The 22,995-nt window shown below is 40.7% G+C and carries 17 protein-coding genes and 1 pseudogene; 12 read left to right on the top strand and 6 right to left on the bottom strand.

Annotated elements, in window-relative coordinates; all coding sequences use genetic code 11:
- Positions 1 to 32 precede the first annotated feature (32 nt).
- The gene (locus tag RMY64_RS29430; RefSeq protein ID WP_322673192.1) at positions 33 to 578 is read right to left on the bottom strand and encodes an NADPH-dependent FMN reductase; all 546 of its coding nucleotides are present in this window, start codon (positions 576 to 578) and stop codon (positions 33 to 35) included.
- 394 nt (positions 579 to 972) lie between these two features.
- On the opposite strand from RMY64_RS29430, the gene ftsH reads away from it, so the two are divergent.
- Both ftsH and RMY64_RS29420 read left to right on the top strand, forming a co-directional pair.
- Entirely contained in the window at positions 973 to 2,862 is a 1,890-nt protein-coding gene (gene ftsH / locus RMY64_RS29425; protein ID WP_322686543.1) for an ATP-dependent zinc metalloprotease FtsH, read from the top strand.
- 315 nt (positions 2,863 to 3,177) lie between these two features.
- Positions 3,178 to 4,095: a DUF928 domain-containing protein gene (locus RMY64_RS29420; RefSeq protein ID WP_322701859.1), complete on the top strand. Its 918-nt coding sequence runs from the start codon at positions 3,178 to 3,180 to the stop codon at positions 4,093 to 4,095.
- Positions 4,096 to 4,107: 12 nt separating this feature from the next.
- On the opposite strand, the gene RMY64_RS29415 is transcribed toward RMY64_RS29420, so the two are convergent.
- A complete protein-coding gene (locus tag RMY64_RS29415) occupies positions 4,108 to 4,995 on the bottom strand; it encodes a DUF4435 domain-containing protein (protein ID WP_322701858.1) in 888 nt (295 codons plus the stop codon).
- Complete coding sequence (locus RMY64_RS29410) at positions 4,992 to 6,356, bottom strand: AAA family ATPase (RefSeq protein ID WP_322701857.1); 1,365 nt, start codon at positions 6,354 to 6,356, stop codon at positions 4,992 to 4,994. Before RMY64_RS29410 ends, RMY64_RS29415 begins: the two co-directional genes overlap by 4 nt.
- A 432-nt stretch (positions 6,357 to 6,788) precedes the next feature.
- Here RMY64_RS29410 and topA point away from each other — a divergent pair, with 432 nt between their 5' ends.
- Together topA and RMY64_RS29400 are read left to right on the top strand one after the other, a co-directional pair.
- Positions 6,789 to 8,954: a type I DNA topoisomerase gene (gene topA, locus RMY64_RS29405; protein WP_322701856.1), complete on the top strand. Its 2,166-nt coding sequence runs from the start codon at positions 6,789 to 6,791 to the stop codon at positions 8,952 to 8,954.
- 107 nt (positions 8,955 to 9,061) lie between these two features.
- Positions 9,062 to 9,260 (top strand): annotated as a pseudogene (locus RMY64_RS29400) (Tn3 family transposase); the annotation flags it as partial.
- A 913-nt stretch (positions 9,261 to 10,173) separates the two neighbouring features.
- On the opposite strand, the gene tsaE reads toward RMY64_RS29400, so the two are convergent.
- Both tsaE and RMY64_RS29390 read right to left on the bottom strand, forming a co-directional pair.
- Positions 10,174 to 10,629 (bottom strand): tRNA (adenosine(37)-N6)-threonylcarbamoyltransferase complex ATPase subunit type 1 TsaE, encoded by a 456-nt coding sequence (tsaE, locus tag RMY64_RS29395; RefSeq protein WP_322673187.1) that lies wholly within the window; start codon positions 10,627 to 10,629, stop codon positions 10,174 to 10,176.
- A gap of 72 nt (positions 10,630 to 10,701) precedes the next feature.
- Complete coding sequence (locus RMY64_RS29390; protein WP_322673186.1) at positions 10,702 to 12,102, bottom strand: gluconeogenesis factor YvcK family protein; 1,401 nt, start codon at positions 12,100 to 12,102, stop codon at positions 10,702 to 10,704.
- A gap of 174 nt (positions 12,103 to 12,276) precedes the next feature.
- On the opposite strand from RMY64_RS29390, the gene ruvC reads away from it, so the two are divergent.
- A complete protein-coding gene (ruvC, locus tag RMY64_RS29385) occupies positions 12,277 to 12,768 on the top strand; it encodes a crossover junction endodeoxyribonuclease RuvC (RefSeq protein WP_322673185.1) in 492 nt (163 codons plus the stop codon).
- 138 nt (positions 12,769 to 12,906) lie between these two features.
- On the opposite strand, the gene RMY64_RS29380 is transcribed toward ruvC, so the two are convergent.
- Positions 12,907 to 13,056 (bottom strand): hypothetical protein, encoded by a 150-nt coding sequence (locus RMY64_RS29380; protein ID WP_322701855.1) that lies wholly within the window; start codon positions 13,054 to 13,056, stop codon positions 12,907 to 12,909.
- A gap of 389 nt (positions 13,057 to 13,445) precedes the next feature.
- Between RMY64_RS29380 and RMY64_RS29375 the strand changes: the two genes are divergently transcribed.
- From RMY64_RS29375 to RMY64_RS29345, 7 genes are all read left to right on the top strand, one after another.
- A complete protein-coding gene (locus RMY64_RS29375) occupies positions 13,446 to 15,467 on the top strand; it encodes a class I SAM-dependent DNA methyltransferase (RefSeq protein WP_322701854.1) in 2,022 nt (673 codons plus the stop codon).
- On the top strand, positions 15,464 to 16,756 hold the full coding sequence (locus tag RMY64_RS29370) for a restriction endonuclease subunit S (protein WP_322701853.1): 1,293 nt from the start codon (positions 15,464 to 15,466) through the stop codon (positions 16,754 to 16,756). The genes RMY64_RS29375 and RMY64_RS29370 overlap by 4 nt, the downstream gene beginning before the upstream one ends.
- A gap of 184 nt (positions 16,757 to 16,940) precedes the next feature.
- Positions 16,941 to 18,197: an AAA family ATPase gene (locus RMY64_RS29365; protein ID WP_322701852.1), complete on the top strand. Its 1,257-nt coding sequence runs from the start codon at positions 16,941 to 16,943 to the stop codon at positions 18,195 to 18,197.
- The gene (locus RMY64_RS29360) at positions 18,172 to 18,942 is read left to right on the top strand and encodes a hypothetical protein (RefSeq protein ID WP_322701851.1); all 771 of its coding nucleotides are present in this window, start codon (positions 18,172 to 18,174) and stop codon (positions 18,940 to 18,942) included. Before RMY64_RS29365 ends, RMY64_RS29360 begins: the two co-directional genes overlap by 26 nt.
- Positions 18,939 to 21,956: a type I restriction endonuclease subunit R gene (locus RMY64_RS29355; RefSeq protein ID WP_322701850.1), complete on the top strand. Its 3,018-nt coding sequence runs from the start codon at positions 18,939 to 18,941 to the stop codon at positions 21,954 to 21,956. The genes RMY64_RS29360 and RMY64_RS29355 overlap by 4 nt, the downstream gene beginning before the upstream one ends.
- 103 nt (positions 21,957 to 22,059) lie before the next feature.
- Positions 22,060 to 22,452: a hypothetical protein gene (locus tag RMY64_RS29350; RefSeq protein WP_322701849.1), complete on the top strand. Its 393-nt coding sequence runs from the start codon at positions 22,060 to 22,062 to the stop codon at positions 22,450 to 22,452.
- 118 nt (positions 22,453 to 22,570) lie between these two features.
- Complete coding sequence (locus RMY64_RS29345; protein WP_322701848.1) at positions 22,571 to 22,882, top strand: hypothetical protein; 312 nt, start codon at positions 22,571 to 22,573, stop codon at positions 22,880 to 22,882.
- Positions 22,883 to 22,995 lie beyond the last annotated feature (113 nt).

Here is a 22,995-nt window from a genome sequence, read left to right as displayed (position 1 = left end):
ATAGGGTGGGCAAAGCTTTGCCCATCCTACAACTAATTTACGCCCTGTAATTTGCGAGTGTTATCAACTAAACTCTGAGCAAATTGATCGAATCTTTGAGAGAGCTTTTCATCTACTAATTTTCCTTCGGGACTAAAAGCACCCCAAGCTTGTCCGATCGCAATTTGTTCGGGAATCACCCAACCATGTACCCATCGTACAATTAACCGTAAGTCATTTAGGGCATTGCTATTAGACTGACCACCCAAAACACTAATCAATCCTGTGACTTTATCAGACAGTTGGTCAAAACTCATCAAATCTAAGGCATTTTTCAGGACACCACTAACGCCACCATGATACTCAGGTGTCGCTAAAATTAATCCATCAGCCTGACTAACTGTATTTTGCAAGCGCTGAACATCTGGATACTCTGGATACTCCTTTGCGCCAGTGCAAAATGGTAGCTGCAACTGCCGTAAATCGAGAATTTCTACCTCTGCGCCTACAGCTTCAACCCTTTGCGCTGCAACTTCTAAAGCAAGCTGGGTATAAGAGTTGGGTCTTAAACTACCACCAATGCCAATAATTTTCACCATAATTAACCCACAAACTATTAACTAGCTACTATCACCAGATTTCTTAAAAGCGGAATCGTTATGACTATGTTTATCTTAGCGATTTGTGCCGAAATGTGTCAAATTAATATCTACTGGAGATTGAGGAAGTAGGGGAGCAGGGGAAAAGTAGGAGGAAGTTTTCCCCTATCTGCGCACCTTTGCCTCTTGTACCCAATGTCTAGTCTTAACAACTGCATAAATCTAGATAGCGATCGCTCAACTTTATGTAATAGCCTGAAGAAACTTGGGAATGCTTTTGTGTGGAAGTTAGACTAGATAAGAAAAGTGTAATTTCCAGTTATTACAATTTTTGATAGAAGAATAGGCATAAAACCAGCGCTTAACTTGTGCCAGCAGACAAAGGGTAATTATTATGACAAATTCGGGAAAAAAAGCATTGATAAAAAGGCAGTCCTCAAAGCGCGTTGCTTGGGTTGGTGCAATTGCTGCTAGTTTGATTATGTTGCCAGGAATTTTCGGAAGTACTCCTGTCATGGCACAAAAGGCAGAAACCGCTTCTCTAAATTATGGTGACTTGATCAAGAAAGTGAAGGCGGGAGAAGTCGAGAAAGTAGAGCTTGACGAAACCGAACAGCTAGCAAAGGTTTATCTCAAGGGACAAAAAGATAATACACCACCGCAACAGGTGAGACTTTTGGCACAAAACACAGAGTTAGTCAACATTCTCAAAGACAAGAATGTTGATTTTGGCGAAGTTTCCTCTGCTAACAGTCGAGCTGCTGTTGGACTGTTGATTAATTTGATGTGGATTTTGCCACTGGTGGCTTTAATGCTATTGTTCCTCCGGCGCTCTACTAATGCTTCTAGCCAAGCAATGAATTTCGGTAAATCCAAAGCTCGCTTCCAAATGGAGGCAAAAACTGGAGTGAAATTTGAAGATGTCGCCGGGGTTGAAGAAGCGAAAGAAGAACTCGAAGAAGTGGTGACTTTCCTGAAACAGCCAGAAAGATTTACTGCTGTAGGCGCACGGATTCCCAAAGGAGTGCTGTTAATTGGCCCTCCTGGTACTGGTAAAACTTTACTAGCAAAAGCGATCGCAGGTGAAGCCGGTGTACCATTCTTCAGTATTTCCGGTTCAGAATTTGTGGAAATGTTCGTTGGCGTGGGTGCATCTCGCGTGCGCGACCTCTTCAAGAAAGCCAAAGATAATGCCCCTTGTCTAATATTTATCGATGAAATTGACGCAGTAGGTAGACAACGGGGTGCTGGGATCGGTGGCGGTAACGACGAGCGCGAACAAACCCTCAACCAACTGCTCACCGAAATGGATGGTTTTGAAGGTAATACAGGCATCATTATTATTGCTGCTACTAACCGCCCAGATGTTTTAGATACAGCATTACTCAGACCGGGACGCTTTGATAGACAAGTGATGGTCGATCCACCCGATCTCAAAGGGCGACTAGAAATTTTGCAAGTCCACGCCCGGAATAAGAAAATTGATCCTAGCGTATCATTAGAAGCGATCGCTCGCCGCACCCCTGGTTTTACTGGCGCAGATTTAGCTAACTTACTCAACGAAGCTGCTATTCTCACCGCTAGAAGACGTAAAGAAGCCGTCACTCTTTTAGAAATTGATGCTGCTGTAGACCGAGTTGTTGCAGGTATGGAAGGTACCGCCTTAGTAGACAGCAAGAGCAAGCGCTTGATTGCCTATCATGAAGTTGGACACGCTTTAGTAGGCACATTGCTCAAAGACCATGACCCGGTACAGAAAGTTACATTGATTCCACGGGGACAAGCACTGGGATTAACTTGGTTTACTCCCAACGAAGAACAGGGATTAATTTCTCGTTCCCAACTCAAATCCCGGATTACTGCTACTTTGGGTGGTCGCGCCGCCGAGGAAATTGTTTTTGGGAAGCCAGAAGTGACCACAGGTGCAAGCAATGACCTGCAACACGTCACAGGAATGGCGCGGCAGATGGTGACACGCTTCGGGATGTCAGAATTAGGCCCATTGTCCTTGGAAAATCAGAGTGGAGAGGTGTTTCTAGGACGCGACTGGATGAATAAATCAGACTATTCTGAGGAAATTGCTGCCAAAATTGATTCACAAGTGCGCGAAATTGTTAGCAATTCCTACATTAAGGCCAAAGAACTGTTGGAAGAAAACCGCGTAGTTTTGGAGCGTTTAGTAGATTTGCTAGCAGAACAAGAAACAATTGAAGGTGATGTATTCCGCAAAATTGTTACCGACCATGTTCAGGTAGCCGATGAACAATTGGCTGTACCTCATTAAAAATATGAGTGAGAAATAATGTAGAGAAGTAGCAGTGCTACGTCTCTACAAGGGTTCTGGATAGCGCATCTTTAATTTCACCAGATGTCTATTAAGGAATAGGCAAAAGCTAATAGTCTATTAACTTTAGACTACTGAAAATCCAAAGGTTCATATTCCCGACTTCTTCAAAAAGTCGGGAATTTTGTTGTAAAAAAATTACAATATTACCTCAGCCTTCCCTGAAAGTAGCACACATAAAGTCTTGCCACTGTAAAGCTTGGGCTATTGTATTATATATACCCAAATAATGTACTACAAGTAAACATAAACATCATGAAATATAAATTTTGCGCAAGTTATCTGCTTGCTGCTTTAGCATTTCTGCCCTTCGAGCCTGTAAGCACGACTCAGGTTTTGGCAACATCAGTTTACCAACTGGCACAAGCAAAATCTGCTTACACCCAATATATGCAGCTTGGTTATAACGAAACCAAACGGAGAAACTATAGAAAAGCTTTATTGAATTTTCAGCAAGCAGAGCGGCTACGTCCTGGAGATAGATATGCTACTGCTGCAATTAGAAATGTTACAGGTTATATTCAACGCGGTAGCAGTAGAAATCGTATCGCCTTTGTCCCAGGTAGACCTGGTAGGGTAAGGTCAGCAGGAACACGGGGAAGTTGCTTTCAAACTGGACAATATCTTATTCCCTTGACACCAACAGATAAAGAAGCTCAACGAACCACAGCAGAACGTCCGACATTCTTTTTCTACGTTCCTCAAACCTCGACAACAGTGCAAGCACTAGAATTTGTTTTGCGGGATGGTGATAGCATTGACCCGTTATATAAAGGAACTTTCAAACCTGTTGGGCAGAATGGTATTGTTAGTGTAAACGTACCTGTCGATCGGCCATCTCTACAAATAGGTAAAGAATATAATTGGACTTTTTCGATGATTTGCGATCCTAATAACCGCGACAAAGACTCTTATGTAGAAGGTACAATTGTGCGATCGCAAGATGAAAACTTGTCTCTTCAGCTAAATCAACCAAACACAGACTTAGATCGGGCAGTTTTATTCGCCACAGCCGGATTTTGGGAAGATTCTCTAAGAACTTTAGCTAATTTACGCCGCCAGCGTCCTAACGATCCTGAAGTTCAGAAATATTGGGAAGATTTGTTGAATTCAGTAGACATAAAAGATGTTGTAAACAAGCCTTTATTGCCCTGTTGTACTGCTCAGAAATAAATTAACAATTACTTATTTATCTCGGAAAATCTCGGTTGTGTCATTCCGCAAAACTCTAAATGGCTGATTCCTACTTTCCCATATACGAATGTCCAAGTAGAGTTGTGTCTGGTGAAAGTAGATTTCTTCATAAGCAAGCCGCAAACTACGCTCAAGACTGTTCGGTTCAACATCAGCAGCTTTGTTAGAGCCAAGTGCTTTGCGTAAGCCAAAGGATAGAATTTCTACCAAATGATGACCACAGCAGATTTGCCAAGGATCGTGATTCTTGCTTTTCAGACTTTTTAGCCGTTTTTGCAAATTTTTTTCGTCCAAAGAGAAAGCTTGGGATTTATTCTTAATCTCCTGAATCAGCTTGAGTTCATCAATTTGCAGAGTTTGCTCATCAATGAACTTGCTAAATGTAATACCCTCAAAGGTTAGATTTAATTCATCATATTTAGAGATCCAAAGCAAATAACCTACCGACATCCCATTTTCAACTAATACTAACTTTACGTCTCGATTAAACTGAGCAATTTTCTCTTCAGAACCAAATTCAGCAAGTACTTTGTTAAATGCTGGTGAGTTAATCAGCATTGTTTCAAGGTCATGGCTATCAGTGCAAAGCAGATTATGACTGGTGTTTAATAAAGTTTCAAGGCGGTCAAAATCTGCATCAACAATCGCTAAAACTCCCTGAAAATTTGATTGCTCCAAAATTTTTAAAATTTCAATAGCACGCTGCTTACTAGAGGGTTTTCCCGATGTTTCGACTAACTCACAAACTAATTGGTCAACAAATCGCTTATAGAAAGTTTTATCAGAACTTCCTTCCACTAATAAAAAAGTTCCAGTATATGTGCTTCTTCGTAATCGTATTTGGTTAGCAACACGGTCAACTGTTAGAAAATCTCTCACTTTTGTGGCCCTTTCAATTCAACCGTCAAATCCCAGCGATCTTGAATGATATCTGGTGAATGAGTAGCCATTAGTATATTTAAATCTGCAAGCTGTGTAATGTCTTGCAAGTCCTTTAAAAACTGAACTTGCCAACCTACATGAAGAGATAATTCAGGCTCATCAATTAAAACTAGAGAGTTAGGTTGGACTTTAAATAGTAGTTCATAGAGAAGAACTAACTCATGTTGTTCGCCAGATGATAAATCTGTTGGTAAAAGAGTATTTGAATTAGATAATGGTGAGTCATAACTTGTTGTGACAACGAATCCCTTTTCTTTACTAAAGTTTATCTCTTTGTATGAATATGCAAACTTATTATTAATAATTTTCCTTAGTAAATCAATTTTACTTGCAATTTCAGCAAAAACATTTAGCTTATTTTCCACATCTTGAACATATACTGACAAAGCATTTTTGGTACTTTCATCTATATCTTGAGGCTGGATTTGAAATTCAGTATCTTCATCTTTATCCAAAAGCCCTACTTCTATCAGACGAGAGCGAGTCGCTTCAAGTTCGTTTAGTTGATGACGAAGTTGTTCATCTGTTAAATCTGTGGATGGCTGTTGCTTAACTACCCTAACTGGAAAAGTCCTGTCAAGAGATTGAGATGTTGTACCGTATTCCTTAAATTTATCTTGCATCAGTTTAGCAAGTTCATCAGAATAGGCAGACACAGTTGACAACATTGAAGGTGTTTCAGTAGACTGTCTAGAACGGTTAGGAACAAAATTAAGTAAGCGTTGTGATTCAATGAGCCGAATATGAATATTGCTTTTTAATTGTTTTAGCCAATCAGGCTCTTCTTGTAACTTCAAATTTGAGGACGATAAACTATCTAATTCCTCTAGATATTCTTCATATTTTTCTAAAGAAAAAGTTCTTCCATAGGAAAGATTCATTAATCTTAGAGGATATATATATTCTTTGTCTGGTATTACATCCTCGGAAGCAGGACTAATGAAAATGTTTCTATCAGAACGAATATTTACTCGCTTTAAAGAAAAAGAAGCTGGTATTGAATCAGGTTTATAAAAGTTGAAAACAATATTTTTAGTTTTTGAGTCTCTTACATTCTCGTAATCTTTGATTATTTCAACACTAGTACGATCATCAAATTGAACTCTAAATTTTCTAAACGGGATAGTTCTCAATTCTGCGTATCGAGAGTTAAACAAATTATTCAAAATTCTTAACATTGCTGTTTTTCCAAAACCATTTGGTCCATGAATGATGGTGATTCGTTCATCTATATTCAATGGAATCACATGGTCAAAAATTCCAAATAAGCCACTGACAGAAATTTCCTTAATTCGCATAGTCATTTAGTCCTATAGGCATTGGCTTCATGACTTTGATTGTAACTTCTATCTTTCTCTGGAAAGTACAAGAAACACAGAGTAGCATTTTTTTGTGTCCTCTTTATTAGAAAGTTTTGGTCGTCGATTCGCTTTTAGGCGTTACCGAAGGGTAGCCGGCACACCTTGCGGGATATACAGATTTTCTGCTGTTTAACTAGTTTATTGAGGCTAACATCATAGTATTTGAGCCAATTCCAGGAGCGATCGCACAATACAGGTATCGTGTTAAGATAATTACCTCTAAACTGAGTTGAGCAATTTTCCAAGCTTTTTGGTACAGTATTTTAGAAAATCCATATCACGAGAATAGGCGATCGCCTTTGGCGTTGGCGCAGCCATCACTCAAAAGCAATTGCCAGTTTATTGCTCAGAATCTAGAACGCAGTTGCTATGATCAAACGCCTGCTTGTGGTCGAGTCTCCCGGAAAAGTTAAAAAACTCAGTCAAATTCTGGGTTCAGATTGGAAAGTTCTCGCAAGTTGTGGTCATATCCGAGAACTCAGCAATGAAGGGGACGATTCCTTGGGCTTCGTCATGGATGGTAGTAATGTTCGGTGCAATTACGTCCCGCGTGACCAACGAGCGAAAGAAACAATCCAGAAGCTCAAGTCTGCGGTGAAGCAGGTTGATGAAGTTGTCTTAGCAACTGACCCAGATCGGGAAGGCGAAACGATCGCTTGGCATCTTAAAGAAACGCTGGGTTTAAGGGAACCAAAACGAGTAATTTATACTGAGATTACAGCATCGGCGGTGCAGAGTGCGATCGCTAATCCCAGAAAGCTAGACCAAAATTTAATCGGTGCTGGGTTGTGCCGAGATTGCCTAGATAAGTTGGTAGGTTATAAAGGTAGTCCTTTAGTTTGGGCATTGAATAACGGTGCTAAGAGTGTTGGCAGAGTTCAAAGCGCGACATTGCACCTGATTTGTCAGCGAGAAAACGAAATTCTGACTTTTGTCCCCCAAGATTACTGGAGTGTCTGGGTAGATTATGCGGAAGGATTTCGGGCTTTTTACAAAGGGACGGTCGATTCTGCAAAAGATGCAGCAGAACAAGAAACTGAAACTCATGATGACGCGAAGGTAGGTAATAGTCCAGAAACACCAGAATCCAAACGTGTTCTTTCCGAAGCAGAGGCGACACGTTTAGTTGAAGAAGCACAGCGACATCCTCATCAGGTGATTCATTTTGAAGGAAAAATCGTTAATCGCCAGCCACCTCCACCATTTACAACTTCCAGCCTTCAGCAAGCAGCCGGTTCAAAGCTGAGGTTTGCTCCCGACAAAACTATGGTTGTTGCCCAAAAGCTCTATGAGGCAGGGCTTATCACATATATGCGAACAGACTCAGTAATGCTGAGTCCAGAATTTTGTGCCAGCGCCCGTAAATGGTTAGAGCAAAACGATCCGCCGAATGTACCGCAGCAAGTCGCCAAGCATCGCAGTAGCAAATCGGCTCAAGAAGCACATGAAGCGATTCGTCCAACCGATGTATTTCGTCCCTCAGTTCAGTTGCGTTTAGAACTTCCTGATGATGAGTTTAATCTGTATGTGATGATTTGGAAACGGTCAATTGCTTCTCAGTGTCGTGCTGCTCAATTGCGTAAAACTTTGGTGATTACTCAGTCTGGTTCCCTACTGTGGTCAGCTAGAGGACAAGTGATTGAATTTTATGGTTATGCTCGGTACTGGAACAATCTCAGCAAGGATAGTGTTTTACCTTCACTACAACAGAGACAAGCATTGAAACTAGAGAATGCTGGACATGAAAAGAAGCAGACGCAGCCACCACCCCGTTATAGCGAACCAAAATTAGTGCAATTGATGGAACGTAAAGGAATTGGTCGCCCAAGTACTTATGCTCCTACTGTTGCTACCTTAAAAAAACGAAATTATGTTGAGTTGAAAAAAGACCATCTGCAACCGACAGCGTTAGGGTTAGAAGTTGATGCATTTTTGCTCAAAGCACTGCCGGATTTACTAGAGGCAGAATTCACAGCGAAAATGGAAGATGCCCTTGATGCCATTTCTGAAGGAAAGAATTCTTGGCAGCATTATTTAACTAGTTGGAATCAGCATTACTTTATACCAGCACTCTCCAAAGCTAAAACTATAGTTCCAAGTTCCTCAATAGGTAAAGCTAATGTAATAACTGAGCGCAAATATGAAACTTCCAAGACTCGATGCCCTGAATGCAAAAATTTTCTCGCCAAAATTCCGAGCAGTAAGGTCAAAAAGAAATATTTCCTCAAATGCACAAAAGGTTGTGAAAATGTCGTGCTATTTTGGAGCGACTTTAACAAAACTTGGCAGCCACCACAAGCTAAAACAGTCCAAACTGAAAATCAACAAAAGCCTCCTGTCAAAACGACGGCATATCCCTGCCCAGTATGTAAAAAACCTCTAGAGGAGTACAGTTATATCAAAGAGGGGCAGAGTAAGACAATGTTGCGATGTTCTAATGCCCAATTTCGTAAGGATACCAAACATAAAGATGTGGCTTATTTCAGCACACAAAAAGGGTGGTGGAGTCCTAAGTTTGGGGAATTGAATTGTTAGACTACACTGCTGATATTTTTACTTAATACTAAAGGGTTTTGGCTCCCCTATCCGACAGGGAGAGGGGTTGGGGGAGAGGTCAAAAAAGGGCTTGTCGAACTGACGTTAACTTAGGGCCAACACAAGCAGCACGACATATGCAAGGAGTAGAGAGAGCTTTCGTTTGTCAATCGTCGTTATGTGAAGGCGGATAAACTAAACGCAGCATTGACCGATATAATTAACCGCTACAATGTCAATGTCTTGAACTTGCCATTATGGGGTGATGGCTCAACAGCAGCAGATGGAACCAAATATGAACTGTACTTCGTCATGACCCCCACTTGTTTGACAAAAGACTCTACCGATTGCAAAAATGCTTAATTCTACGGCGTTTAGTCGTAGATTAAGCATTTTTACTTGATTCTGAAGTGATAGGTGTAACAAAAAGTTTAGTCCACAGATAAAACCCTGTATCTTTAGATGGTTTGCTTTTTTCGTGTCTTGTCTTTCTAGATAAAATATGTATAAATACGAGATATTTTAGTTAAATATTTTATTGAGATCGGTGCTAATTACAGATGTGAATATAATAATTTATTGCTAATTAAAATTATTAGAACTAATTTTGTAAATTTATAAAATACTTTATTTTTTTGTATAGATTGTGAACTTAACTTGGGAATACTAAGTGTGAGGAAAGTTAAAATTATACATAAATTTATAATTCCTTAACTTTTTCTACTAGCGTTCGCTGCTAAATAATTTAGATTCCTTTTTTGAACTACAGTAGACAACTAATCGGGTTCAATCGAAGCTGACTAAGTTCTCTCAAAACTCTCATTGACCCCAACAACAGTTTATTTACACTTGCTTGATTCATATATCCTGTTTAGTTAAGAATCACTTTAGGTTCAATACTATTCGGATAAAATAACCCCGCCTGGATTTAAGGGAGTGAAGGAAAAAATACTCTCTCTTTTAAAGAAAGCCAGTGTGTTGCCAACTTTTCTAAATTTATAGGAGCAAGTGTCAGCAAAGCTGGCTACCAGTTTTCTATTGAAAAAAAGCTGATTAAATATTTTTGTTTTGGTTGAGATCGCAATGTTAGGAACTGACGGTGGCGAACGTGGTAGTGGCAGATAGGACTAGTGTAAAGTTCTCTCTCGATTATTTGCAGGAATTTTTGAGTGTTGGGTCAAAAAACTGAAATCCCTCGTACTTTAGGCGGGGGATGAGCTTAAATTGCGGCAATGACTTTGCTAATGGCACAATTGAATGATGTGAGTTCGACTTGACGAGTGCCTTCATGTCCATAAGTCAAACTCACGCTGAGATAACTATCTGGTTTGTAGGGCAATCGTTCCGCCCATTCAACTGCCACAATTCCTGGTATCACTTCAACACCTTCCCAGTAACTTTCTAAATTTAGAGTTGCGACTTCTTGCGGTTCCAAGCGATATAAATCCAGATGGTAAAGAGGAAAGCGTCCTTCAGTGTACTCATTAATCAGCGTGAAAGTGGGACTGACAATGGGTTCAGCAATTCCTAAACCTTTACCAATGCCTTGAACTAAAGTAGTTTTACCAGTGCCTAAATCACCTTCTAGTAAAATTACACTCCCCGATGTCAGGGATTCGCCAAGAGTAATACCTAAGCGCAGCGTCGCTTCTGTATCTGCAAGAAAAATTTTCATGATTGAGGTATTGGGTATTACTGAATTAGTCTAAACAAATGACAAATGACAAATGACAAATTTTCATCTTCCTTAATTTTGAATTTTGAATTTTGAATTTTGAATTCCCCGAAGGGACTGACTTCTACCGTACCACCGCAATAACACTTGTGCTAGTTTCTGCGGATTGTGACGTACAAAACCTGTTTCATCTTCATACAAAACATTAGCTGGAACAATCCGTCGCCCTAATTGAGTTACGGCTTCTCTATCGAGGAAAACGGGATGGGAGTTTTGTTGGGCGTAGCGGATAAGTGATTGCTCCGAAGGAGATTTTTTGTGTATTAATACAGCATCGAATAGTCGTCTTTGTCCGCAAGCAGCATCAATTGCTCTGATGTGATCGGCAACAGTGTAGCCTTCAGTTTCTCCTGGTTGAGTCATTATATTGCAGATATAAATACGGGGGGCATCTGATTGAGCGATCGCATCGGCAATTTCTGGTACTAATAAATTAGGAATTAGGCTTGTATAAAGGCTACCTGGGCCAATAATGATATAGTCAGCTTCTTTAATTGCCTTAATAGCTGCTGGTACCGCCGGAGGATTAGCCGGAATGCAGCCAATTTTGACAATTTTACCGCCAGCTTTGGGAATACTAGACTCCCCCTCAATCCGACGACCATCGGCTAATTCTGCCCAGAGGCGAACATCACTGAGAGTTGCTGGTAGTACTTGTCCTCGCACCGCTAGAACTTTAGAACTAGCTGCAACTGCTTGTTCTAAATCTCCAGTAATATCACTCATTGCCGTTAAAAACAAATTGCCAAAACTGTGGCCAGTTAACCCATCCCCAGCCCGAAAACGGTATTGAAACAATTCTGTTAATAACTTTTCTTCATCTGCTAGTGCAGCCAAACAATTGCGAATATCCCCTGGTGGTAGCACTCCAAACTCTTGACGCAAACGCCCAGAAGATCCACCATCATCGGCGACAGTAACAATTGCAGTAATATTAGCGCTGTAGGTTTTCAGTCCTCTCAACAACGTAGAAAGTCCCGTACCACCACCAATTACCACTATTTTTGGGCCTCGGTACAATCGACGATGGGCTAGCAAGACATCAATGAGTTCCTCTCCGCCTTCTGCTCTTAGTACCTTAGTAATTGAGCCTACTGTGCGAGTTTGCCCCCAAAGCACTAATAGCAAACCGCCAAGCAGTACCAAAGGCCCACTGATATAGTTCGGTAAGAGGTTGGTGATGACTCCCAAGAAACCTCTAACCAACTCAATCATCCAAAAAATTGGGGTTAGCTTAATCCAAATGGCTAACCCCAAACTCGCCAGCAGTACACCTCCAACACTAATTAACAACCAACGTTTTACTGATAGTCCAGGGGATAACCATTTGAACCACTGGTTAACCCGATAAGTACGAGAGCGCGACTGCTTTTGCAGGGCGTTGAGGGCTTGTCTGAGAAAACCAATTGACATACCTGATTTGGAGCAGTGCTACAAACAATAATTAACAGAAAATTTACACCGCTTGGTTTAAAAGACCAGGCGTGAAACTATTATATTTATCAATCCTATTAGACTAAGAGCAAGTCGTGAAGATTGCCAGGATTTCTAATTAAACAATACCCTGGCTTGGTAAAAGTGAATTTAATGGAAAAACGAATTTTAGGATTAGATCCAGGACTGGCAATTTTAGGATTTGGGGCAATTAGCTACACACAAAATCTCAAAAAGGTGCAAGAGACTACAGTAAATATGCTGGATTTTGGAGTAATTAAAACGTCAGCAGATGTAGAAATGGGACAGCGCTTATGTACCTTGTTTGATGATTTACACACCCTGATCGAGGAATTTCAACCAGATTTAGTGGCGATCGAGAAACTCTTCTTCTATCGTATGTCAAGTACTATCCTGGTTGCACAGGCGCGGGGTATAGTCATTTTAGTGTTGGGGCAGCGTCGTCTTCCTTATGTAGAGTTTACTCCGGCTCAAATTAAACAAGCTTTAACAGGCTATGGCAATGCTGATAAGTCAGAAGTGCAAGAAGCGGTGGCGCGGGAGTTGGATTTAGATGAAATTCCTAAGCCGGATGATGCTGCGGATGCTTTGGCAGTAGCTTTAACGGCTTCTTATCAGCTGTAGGTTTGTACACAAACAATAAAGTTCTTTACTGGTTCGTAAAGTTCTTTACTGCTTCGTAAAGTCCTTTACTAACTGTCACAGAGTAAAAATACTTACGGCACGATACGTGTAACTTAAAGGATAAAGTGACCGCAGTTGTCACTTAAAGGATAAAGTGGCCGCCCCAATCAAGCCGGAATGCTTATTTTCCCGTTGCCATACTTTACAAGCGATCGCACTCAATCCTTTCAAATACCCTTCCGCTTTAGGTTCTGTTCTGCGGCCACTTTTTGCTTTCAAAACGGTCACCTTATCCTTTAAGTGACAAGCAGTGCTGTAACCTCTATTTCCCCGTAAGGCGATCGCACCCCTGATTGAAAAATTGGAAGCATAATATTTCCGAAAGTCTAAATTGGAAGCATAAGCTTTCCGTGAGACAAGATTAATTTTTATGAAGAAACTGCTTGACTACATCTCATCGCAAGTCGCTTAGAACAGAACCGTAATTCAGAAAACTAACGCAGTGAAAAACTATATCGAAGAAAAAAGAGATGAAAAAACACAAATTTGGTTTTTAGCGATCGCTCTCCTGCTCTCCTGAAGAATAGTCATACTTCCTAAAACTCCCAGGTTTGCTGTAAAACTATCTTTCTGCGCCCCGAAATGTAGATATAATAAGCAGATCGATATAGAGACACATGGCAGACCATCACCAACTCTCCAACTTCATTTGGCAAATTGCTGACTTATTACGGGGGCCTTACCGCCCACCGCAGTACGAGCGTGTAATGTTACCAATGACGGTGCTGCGTCGCTTTGATTGTGTACTTGCGCCAACTAAACCCCAGGTACTAAAGGAATATTACAAGAGGAAAGATACATTTAAGGATGATGCCCTAGATGCAATGCTGAACAAGGTAGCCGGGCAACGTTTTCATAATCGCTCGCAACTTGATTTTGAGCAGCTTAAAGGTGATCCTGACAATATAGATCAACATCTCATCAGCTACATTAAAGGCTTCTCAAAAAACGTTTACGATATTTTCGAGCGATTTGAGTTTACTGCTGAAATTGAGAAAATGCGTGAAGCAAATATTCTCTACCTTGTTGTTTCTAAATTTTGTGATGTTGACCTGCATCCTGATGACTTGGATAACATCGACATGGGATCGCTGTTTGAAGATTTAATCCGCAGATTTAATGAAGCAGCGAATGAAACAGCTGGCGATCACTTTACGCCGCGAGAAGTGATCCGTTTGATGGTAGATATTTTGTTTGCTCCCGATGACGATATTTTGACTAAACCGGGGATCATTCGCAAAATGCTTGACCCTACCTGTGGTACTGGTGGAATGCTGGCTGAGGCACAGAATTATTTACGCGAACACCATTCAACTGCAAAATTGTGGGTATTTGGGCAAGATTTTAACCCCCGTGCTTATGCTATGGCTGCCTCAGATTTGTTGCTAAAAAGTAATGAAAACAGTGACATTCGTTACGGTGATTCGCTGATTAACGATCAATATTATGGTGATAAATTTGATTATTTCCTTGCTAATCCCCCGTTTGGTGTGGACTGGAAAAGGCAACAAAAAGAGGTGCAACGCGAACACGAAAAGTTAGGTTTCACTGGCAGGTTTGGCGCAGGTATGCCGCGAGTTAATGATGGCTCGTTGCTATTTTTACAGCACATGATTAGTAAGTTTGAGCCATATCAGCCGGAAGCTGAGAAAAATGGCTCACGTTTGGCAATTGTTTTCAATGGTTCACCTTTGTTTACTGGTGGTGCGGGTAGCGGTGAAAGTGAAATTCGCAAGTGGGTGATTCAAAATGACTGGTTGGAAGCGATTATAGCTCTGCCAGAGCAAATGTTTTATAACACTGGTATTAGTACTTATGTTTGGATTGTTAGTAATCGCAAACAACGACACCGTAAAGGAAAGATTCAATTAATAGACTCTCGCACTCGCTGGCAGCCTATGCGCCGTAGTTTAGGTGACAAACGCCGTTATATGGGTGAAGAAGATATCGCCGCAGTGGTGCGGGACTATGGTGAGTTTGTAGAAAGTGAAACAAGTAAGATTTTTGATAATGAAGACTTTGGCTATAATCGCGTTCCCATTGAAAGACCGCTACGTTTGCTCTACCAAATGGATGTAGAACGCAAAAGCCGATTTTTAGATGCTGTGCCTCACTTATTAGATGATGTGCAAGCGATAGATAGAGAATTAGGAAGAGAACCCCGTCCTAATTGGAATGAGTTTGACAAGCTGATGAATGCTTTAATTAAGCAACGTGGTAATAAGTGGAAAAAGATAGAAAACAAGCTGTTTCGGGATGTTTTTACAGAGCGTAATCCAGAAGCCGACGGGGTTATTCTCAAGCAACGTAAAGCTACTGATGAACCTAATGCGCGTGTTTGGGGTTGGTTCCGGGATGCTAAAGGCAAGGTAGAGCGGATGTATGAGTCAGATACGCAACTACGGGATTTTGAAAATGTGCCTTTGACTGATGAAATTGTGGGCTATTTTCACCGTGAGGTTGAGCCGCATGTAAATGATGCGTGGGCAGACGGTGATAAAATTCGCAGTGCTTATGAGATTAATTTTAATCGGCATTTTTTCAAGTACACTCCTCCGCGATCTTTAGCTGAAATTGATGCTGAAATTAAGCGAATGGAGGAAGAGTTTATGCGTTTGCTGCATGAGGTAATAGTGTGACCGTATATGCACCTCGTCACTTAATTTCAGGCTGGATAATAAAACCAACCAAGCATATTTTCTCAGTACAGAATGGAGCAACACCATCGAGTTCTGAGCAATCCTATTGGGATGGTGATATTTTTTGGGCTACACCTGAAGATATTGGTGCTTTAGAAGCAAAAACTATATTAAATACAAGACGAAAAATAACACAAGAGGGCTATAGTAACTCTGGCACTAAACTTGCACCTATTGGCAGTATTATATTAACCACTCGCGCACCTGTTGGTAATTTAGCTTTGGCTGGTGTTCAACTTTGTACAAATCAAGGTTGCAAAACGCTTGTTCAAAAGTCTCATAATATCAATACTAATTATTTTTACTATCAGTTTTTGGCAAGGAAAGAAGAACTGTCACAGTTAGCTACAGGTACAACTTTCCAAGAGTTGGGAGCAGATGATTTGCGAGATTTTGAACTTTGGCTTCCACCTTACTTTGAACAATGTATGATCGCAAATTACCTGGATAGTGAAATTGCCAAAATAGATACACTCATCTCAGCTAGAGAGCGTTTGCTTGATTTACTGACAGAAAAGCGCCGCGCCCTAATTACTCATGCTGTAACTCGTGGGCTAAATCCTGATGTCTCTTTACAAAATTCGAGTTTTGAGTTTTTCAAGTATATACCTGAGCATTGGGAAGTAATCAATCTCAAGTTTTTAGGTGATGTGAGAACAGGAGTAACCAAGGGGCGTAATTTTGGGAATCGTGAAACAGTTCTCGTACCATATTTTCGTGTTGCTAACGTTCAAGATGGGTATCTCGATTTATCAGACATAGCTCAAATTGAAGTTTTACCAGAAGAAATATCCTCATTCAAACTCGAAAAAGGTGATGTTTTAATGAATGAAGGTGGTGATGCTGACAAGCTAGGACGTGGTGCTGTTTGGGATGGTTCTATTGATCCTTGTTTACATCAAAATCATGTTTTTGCGGTGCGATGTCATAATATTGAACCTGATTGGTTAACTACTGTAATCGGCTCACACTATGCAAAAGCCTACTTTGAATCTCGGTCAAAACAAAGCACTAATCTTGCTTCAATTTCAACAACAAATATTAAGGAACTGCCAATTGTAGTACCTCCTCCAGAAGAACGAAAAGCTATTATTGAATACCTTAAAGAAGCAACTTCAAAGTTAGAGCGATTATGTTCTGTAGCTACAAGCACAATTGAACTACTGCACGAGCGTCGCACCGCACTGATTACAGCAGCAGTCACCGGACAAATTAAAATGACTGGATAATGTACTTAGTCATATTAGTAAGTAAATTTTTATTTTCACCTCACTAAATGTATCAATTTTTGAAGAAAGAGATAATAAAATTGATACCTTATACAAACATGAGCTATAACCTATTAGCTTCAGCATTTTGCTGCACAAATTATAGCAGCAATTACTGGACAGTTTACTGTAACAGTAGTCTAAAATGCAACTTAAGTCTCTGACACTTACTGATTTTCGTTCTTTCGAGCAAGCAACGTTTGAGTTCCAACCAGGTATGAATCTACTCGTCGGTATCAACGGTGTAGGCAAATCTAGTGTACTTGATGCCTTGCGGATTGCACTGTCAAGAGTGTTACCCAACTTTACTGCCTGTCAAGATAAACGCCTCAACTTTGAAGTTGATGACATTATGATGGGGCGCGATCAACTTGCTATTGACCTTAAATTTCAAGCTTTTGACATTCCTTTTATCTGTAATGTTACCAGGGGTAAAAGCCATAAAGTTGAGTTTAAGCCAGATAGTGAGAATATTCTCTACCCTTTGAAAAATGCTGATGAACAACCACTGGTAGTTTATTTTTCTACACGCCGTTCTGTACCTATTGAAAAAGTAATAAATGAGAAAAGTAGTGAAGGTAATCAGTCTGCGGCTTTTGCTGAGGCATTAACTCATAGAATGTTACGTCTCCGTGAATTTGCAGATTGGTGGTTAGTGCAGGAGGCTCTTTTGGATGAGGAGGCAAAATTTGCACAGCAACGCCTTGAAGTAATGGCAAATGTTGTTACAAGATTTTTAGACTGGTGTACTAATTTACGTGCAGTTGCTAAACCCAAGACTACATTACTTCTAGACAAAAATGGAGAAACTATTGATGTTAAACAACTTTCAGACGGTGAGCGTGGTTTATTAGCATTGGTACTAGACCTAGCAAGAAGGCTTTGTCAAGCAAATCCCAACTTAGAAGATCCACTAGAGAATGGGAAAGCTGTTGTTTTAATTGATGAAATTGACTTGCACTTACACCCGCAATGGCAACGAACAATTGTAGAACAGCTAACCCAAACATTTCCTAATTGTCAGTTTATTGCTACAACCCATTCACCGCTAATTATAGGCGAAGTTAAGCCACCAGGTTTAACCTTAATTACAAAAGAAAATAACGGAATTGTTGTACTTCAAAAGAGACTTCAAGGATTTGGTTTAACTTCAAATCGAATTCTTGAGCAATTAATGGGAACTGCATCACGTAATGCAACTACACAAGCTCAAATCAACCTTGTAGAATATGCTCTAGAAGAAGGTGAACTTGAACTAGCTCGTAACAGATTGGAAGAGCTAATAACCATGATGAAAGGATATGACGATGAGGCAAGTCGTCTGGAAGCAAGTATTAATAATCTTGAAGCTTTAGCAGAAGAGGTGGATTTAGAAAATGAGATGGATTCAGAAGAAGAATGAACCCCATGAGTTAACTGAGTGGCGTATACGATATGCAAAAGATAATAACTTTGGCTATGATTTAATGCGTCAAGATAAAAATGTTACAAAAGTTGTAACTGAATCTTTAGTAGAAGAACAAGGTTGGTTATGTGCCTATAGTGGTATGCGTATTGAGAGCTATCAAGACATCGAAAACAATGGAACAAAATATCATGTGTGGTGTTGTCATATTGATCATGTGAAAGCACAGGACTATTGCACTGCTGAGGAAACAGTTATATATATTAACATGGTTGCCTCCTATCCAGGGCCAAATTATGAAAATGAGCTACCGTATGGTGGTCACAAAAAAAGAAATTGGCCTAATTACAACAAAGGGGAGCAAAATTTATTTGTTTCCCCTTTAGATCCATCCTGCGAAACTCGTTTTGTATTTGATTTCCAAGGAAATATTAAACATAATGATGGGGACACAGCAGCAAAGACTACTATTGAAAAGCTGGGACTTAATTCTATAGACCTTAGAAAAGAGCGTCGTGGAAGAATTCAAGGTACTCTTGGCTTAAAAAATGATCTTCCTATTAAAGATGCTCGCATTAGACTTAGAAAGCTAAAATCTCAGAATCAAGGTAGGTTAGAACCTTTTTGTTTTGTATTGATTCAAGTATTAGAAAAGCATATAAAAAGACTAGAAAAAATTGCTAAAAAAACTGCCAAATATAAGCCAATAAATAAAATAAATCCTCAAAATAGGCGCAAATGAACATAGTTAGATATGGTGAAACTGCATTTGAGAATGTCATTGAAAATCACCTTCTCAGTCATGGCTATGTGAAAATTACAGATAAATTTGATCGCACTCGCGCCCTATTTCCCCAGATAGTGATCGCATTTATCCAGCAAACTCAACCCAAGGAGTGGAAAAAACTAGAAGCACTCCACAAAGAAAAAACCAGTGAGCAAGTGCTGACAGACCTGTGTAAATGGATGGACACCTACGGGTCACTACACACTCTGCGTCATGGGTTCAAATGCTATGGTCGAACTCTGCGTATTGCCTATTTCAAAGCTGCCCACGGACTAAACTCAGACTTAGAAACCCGCTATGCTGCTAACTGCGTTGGTATCACTCGACAACTGCAATACAGTGAACGAGACAAAAAGCGATCCCTTGACATCACTCTTAGTCTCAATGGTATCCCACTTGTCACCCTAGAGCTAAAGAATCCACTCACAGGACAAACAGTGGAAAATGCCAAACAGCAATACTGCCAAGACCGTGATTCCAGGGAAACTATCTTCGAGTTTAAACGCCGCACTTTAGTACATTTCGCCGTAGATACTGAAGAAGTATGGATGACTACACGCCTAGCAGGAGACGCTACCCACTTTTTGCCTTTTAACAAAGGATACGATGGCGGTGCAGGTAATCCACCAGACCCCCAGAGACGTAATTACCGGACTGCTTACCTCTGGGAAGAAGTCTTACAACGCGACAGTCTACTTGATATCTTGTGCCGATTTCTGCATCTCCAAACAGAAGAAAAGCGAGACGATGATGGTCGCAGGTTTAAAAAAGAAACCATGATATTTCCCCGCTATCATCAACTTGAAGCTGTGCGTTTACTGGTAGATGCGGCAAGGATTGAAGGCGTAGGACAAAACTATCTAATTGAACATTCGGCAGGTAGTGGGAAAAGTAACACCATTGGTTGGCTTACTCATCGGCTTGCCTCTTTATACAATGATCAAAACCGTCGCGTTTTCGATAGTGTAATTGTAATTAGCGATCGTCGCGTACTTGACCAGCAATTACAAGACGCAATTTATCAATTTGAACATCGTCAAGGCGTTGTCGAAAAAATCGACGATAATTCTCGGCAGTTGGCACAGGCACTGGAAAATGCAGTTCCCATCATCATCACCACCCTACAAAAATTTCCCTTTGTGACTCGCCAGTTAATCAAACTAGCAGAGGAACGTAACGAGCAAAGTAGTGGTATCCTGCCTACCCGTCGCTGTGCCGTTATCATTGATGAAGCACACAGTTCCCAATCAGGCGAAACAGTCACTGAGTTAAAAGGTGTACTTGGGGGCGAGGGATTGCAAGCAGAAGCACGTAACCGCGCTCAGGAAGAAGGACTAGAAAATCTAGAAGAACTTTTCCGTAATTTAGTCAAACGTTCTCATCAGTCCAACCTGAGTTTCTTTGCATTTACCGCCACACCAAAACATGAAACCCTAAAATTCTTTGGTCATCGAGGAGAGCCTTTCCATCGCTACACCATGCGTCAAGCAATAGAAGAAGGCTTTATCATAGATGTCCTGCGTAATTACACAACCTATAAAGTCTACTTCAACCTCATCAAAGCCGGTAAAAACGACCCCAACGTAGAACGGAAAAATGCTGCTCGCTCCCTGGCTCGCTTCATGCGCCTACACCCGCATAATATTGCCCAGAAGACAGAAGTAATGGTGGAACACTTCAACACCTTTACCCGGCACAAAATCGGTGGTCAAGCCAAAGCAATGGTAGTAACTAGCTCCCGTATAGATGCAGTGCGCTACAAACAGAGTTTCGACAAATACATCCAGGAAAAAGGGTATCGCATCAAAACGCTGGTAGCCTTTTCAGGTTTAGTTACAGACGACAAGATTCAAGATAAAACTTACAGTGAACAGGAGATGAATAACGGTATTCGGGAGAAAGAATTGCCAGAAAGATTTGCTACCAGTGAGTATCAGGTTTTACTTGTAGCTGAAAAATATCAAACAGGCTTTGACCAACCCTTGCTACACACCATGTATATTGACAGGCGATTAGCGGGTATTCAAGCAGTACAGACCCTTTCTCGCCTCAACCGCATTCACCTACTCAAAGAAGATACATTTGTCTTGGACTTTATTAATGATCGCGAAGAAATTCGCCAAGCATTTCAGCAGTTTTACGAAGGCGCAGAGTTAGGAGCAGAAGCAGATCCTCAAAAACTTTACCAACTTCAGAGCGAACTAGACGCTTTAGGAATCTATTTCCATGACGAAGTTGAACGCTTTTGTGAAATTTACTTTAAACCGAAACAGCGTCAAAGCATATCTGACCATCAAGCGATGAATGCAGCACTTGACCCAGCCGTTGACCGCTTTTGCGTTTTGGATAAAGCTCAACCAGAAGCAGCTAAAATTTGGCGCAAAAAGCTGACAGCCTTTCGTAACCTTTACGCTTTTTTGAGCCAGATAATTCCCTACCAAGACTCTGATTTAGAACGCCTCTACATTTTTTTGCGTCACTTATCATCCAAACTGCCACGCCGTCCGAATGAAGTACAGTACGATTTTGATAGCGAAATCCAGCTAGAGTATTACCGTCTCCAGAAAATTAGTGAAGGCTCAATAGAGTTAAGCAAAGGTAATGCCCGTCCCCTAGATGGCCCAAAGGATGTCAGCACAGGCATTGTCCGTGGAAATACAGTCAAACTATCACAGCTAATCGACATTATCAACAATCGTTTTGGTACTGATTTTAATCAAGCCGATCAATTGTTTTTTGATCAACTTGTGGAGACTGCTGCTAATTACGAAGAATTACAACAGGCAGCACGGGTAAACTCTGCTGACAAATTCGCCTTGCTTTTCAATCAAATGTTAGATTCTCTGTTTGTTGAGCGGGTAGATCAAAACGAGGCAATTTTTGCACGTTACATGAATGACCGTGATTTTCAGAAGATGGTGTCAGATTGGCTAGTTTCAGAAGTATATGAGCGTCTCACTAGCAACTAAAAATTTCCGTATGACAATACAGTGATCCGCTATTTTTTTAGGATACAACGAGTTTGAAAACACGCTCTAGGCAATCTGTTGGGCTAATGAAAAATTCTCTGCAATGAATGTTAAATGGAGTATGATTGCCTTAATCAGTTGCCATTTGGCAATCAGGATGGTTATGGGTATTGCTCTAAAAATTCCAACTCAGAGACACTGGGATGTATTGAATTCATACCTACAACCCTTAAAAGATTATCCAATGGAACTCGACGAGTTTCTGAGACATTGGGATGTGTCACGAGAAGAACTGGCTTTTATCTGTGACTGTTCGTTAACAACCGTTAATCATTGGTTTTCCCAAGGCGTTGACCAGAGGATACCAAGTGAGAAACATAAACAGCGCCTAGCATTGGCACACCACATCTGGATAGCAATCCAAACTGAACCAGAGTACCTGCAAAAGCTACGGGATGTGTATCACCAAAAGCGACGCAGAAATCCTGCCAAATAGTTACTTGCCAAATGGCAAGTTTTTATTGCCACTGTGGCAAGGGAAAACTTTAATATTATTTATCAGAATTCTTCTTGATTTTTACCGTTGTTGCTCAATTTGCACCAAATAGATTACTATGCCCGATCTGTTTTCCCAAATACCACCAGTTGCCTTACCAGAGGTTATTCCCAGCGAATTCCCTCAGCAGAGATTTCATCTCGGTGAATGGGTGCGATGGTTTCAAGTACCCAAGGGTGACTTTGGCCGCGTCATCGGAGTAATCTACACTCAACAAGCCAGTTGCATAGCCACTGGCTTACATTACTTGGTTCTTTTAGATGAGCGCAGTCCCTCTCGTCAAATTTGCATCTGCGACTTCGCTTTTGAGGATGATATCGAACCTTTAGATAATTCATCCTTGGAAGGGCTTCAGGGCAATCATGTCTGAAGCTCAACATCAGCAGTTACTAGAACTGCACAATCAAATGTTCATGTCCCCCCAAGACTTTAGCTATCGTTGGGGATTGGGTTACGAAGAACTAGCAAAAATCTGTGCCATCT

It is taken from the genome of Nostoc sp. DedQUE08 (assembly GCF_034530895.1).
Classification (GTDB): domain Bacteria; phylum Cyanobacteriota; class Cyanobacteriia; order Cyanobacteriales; family Nostocaceae; genus Nostoc.
This window is presented reverse-complemented; position numbering and strand designations above follow the sequence as displayed.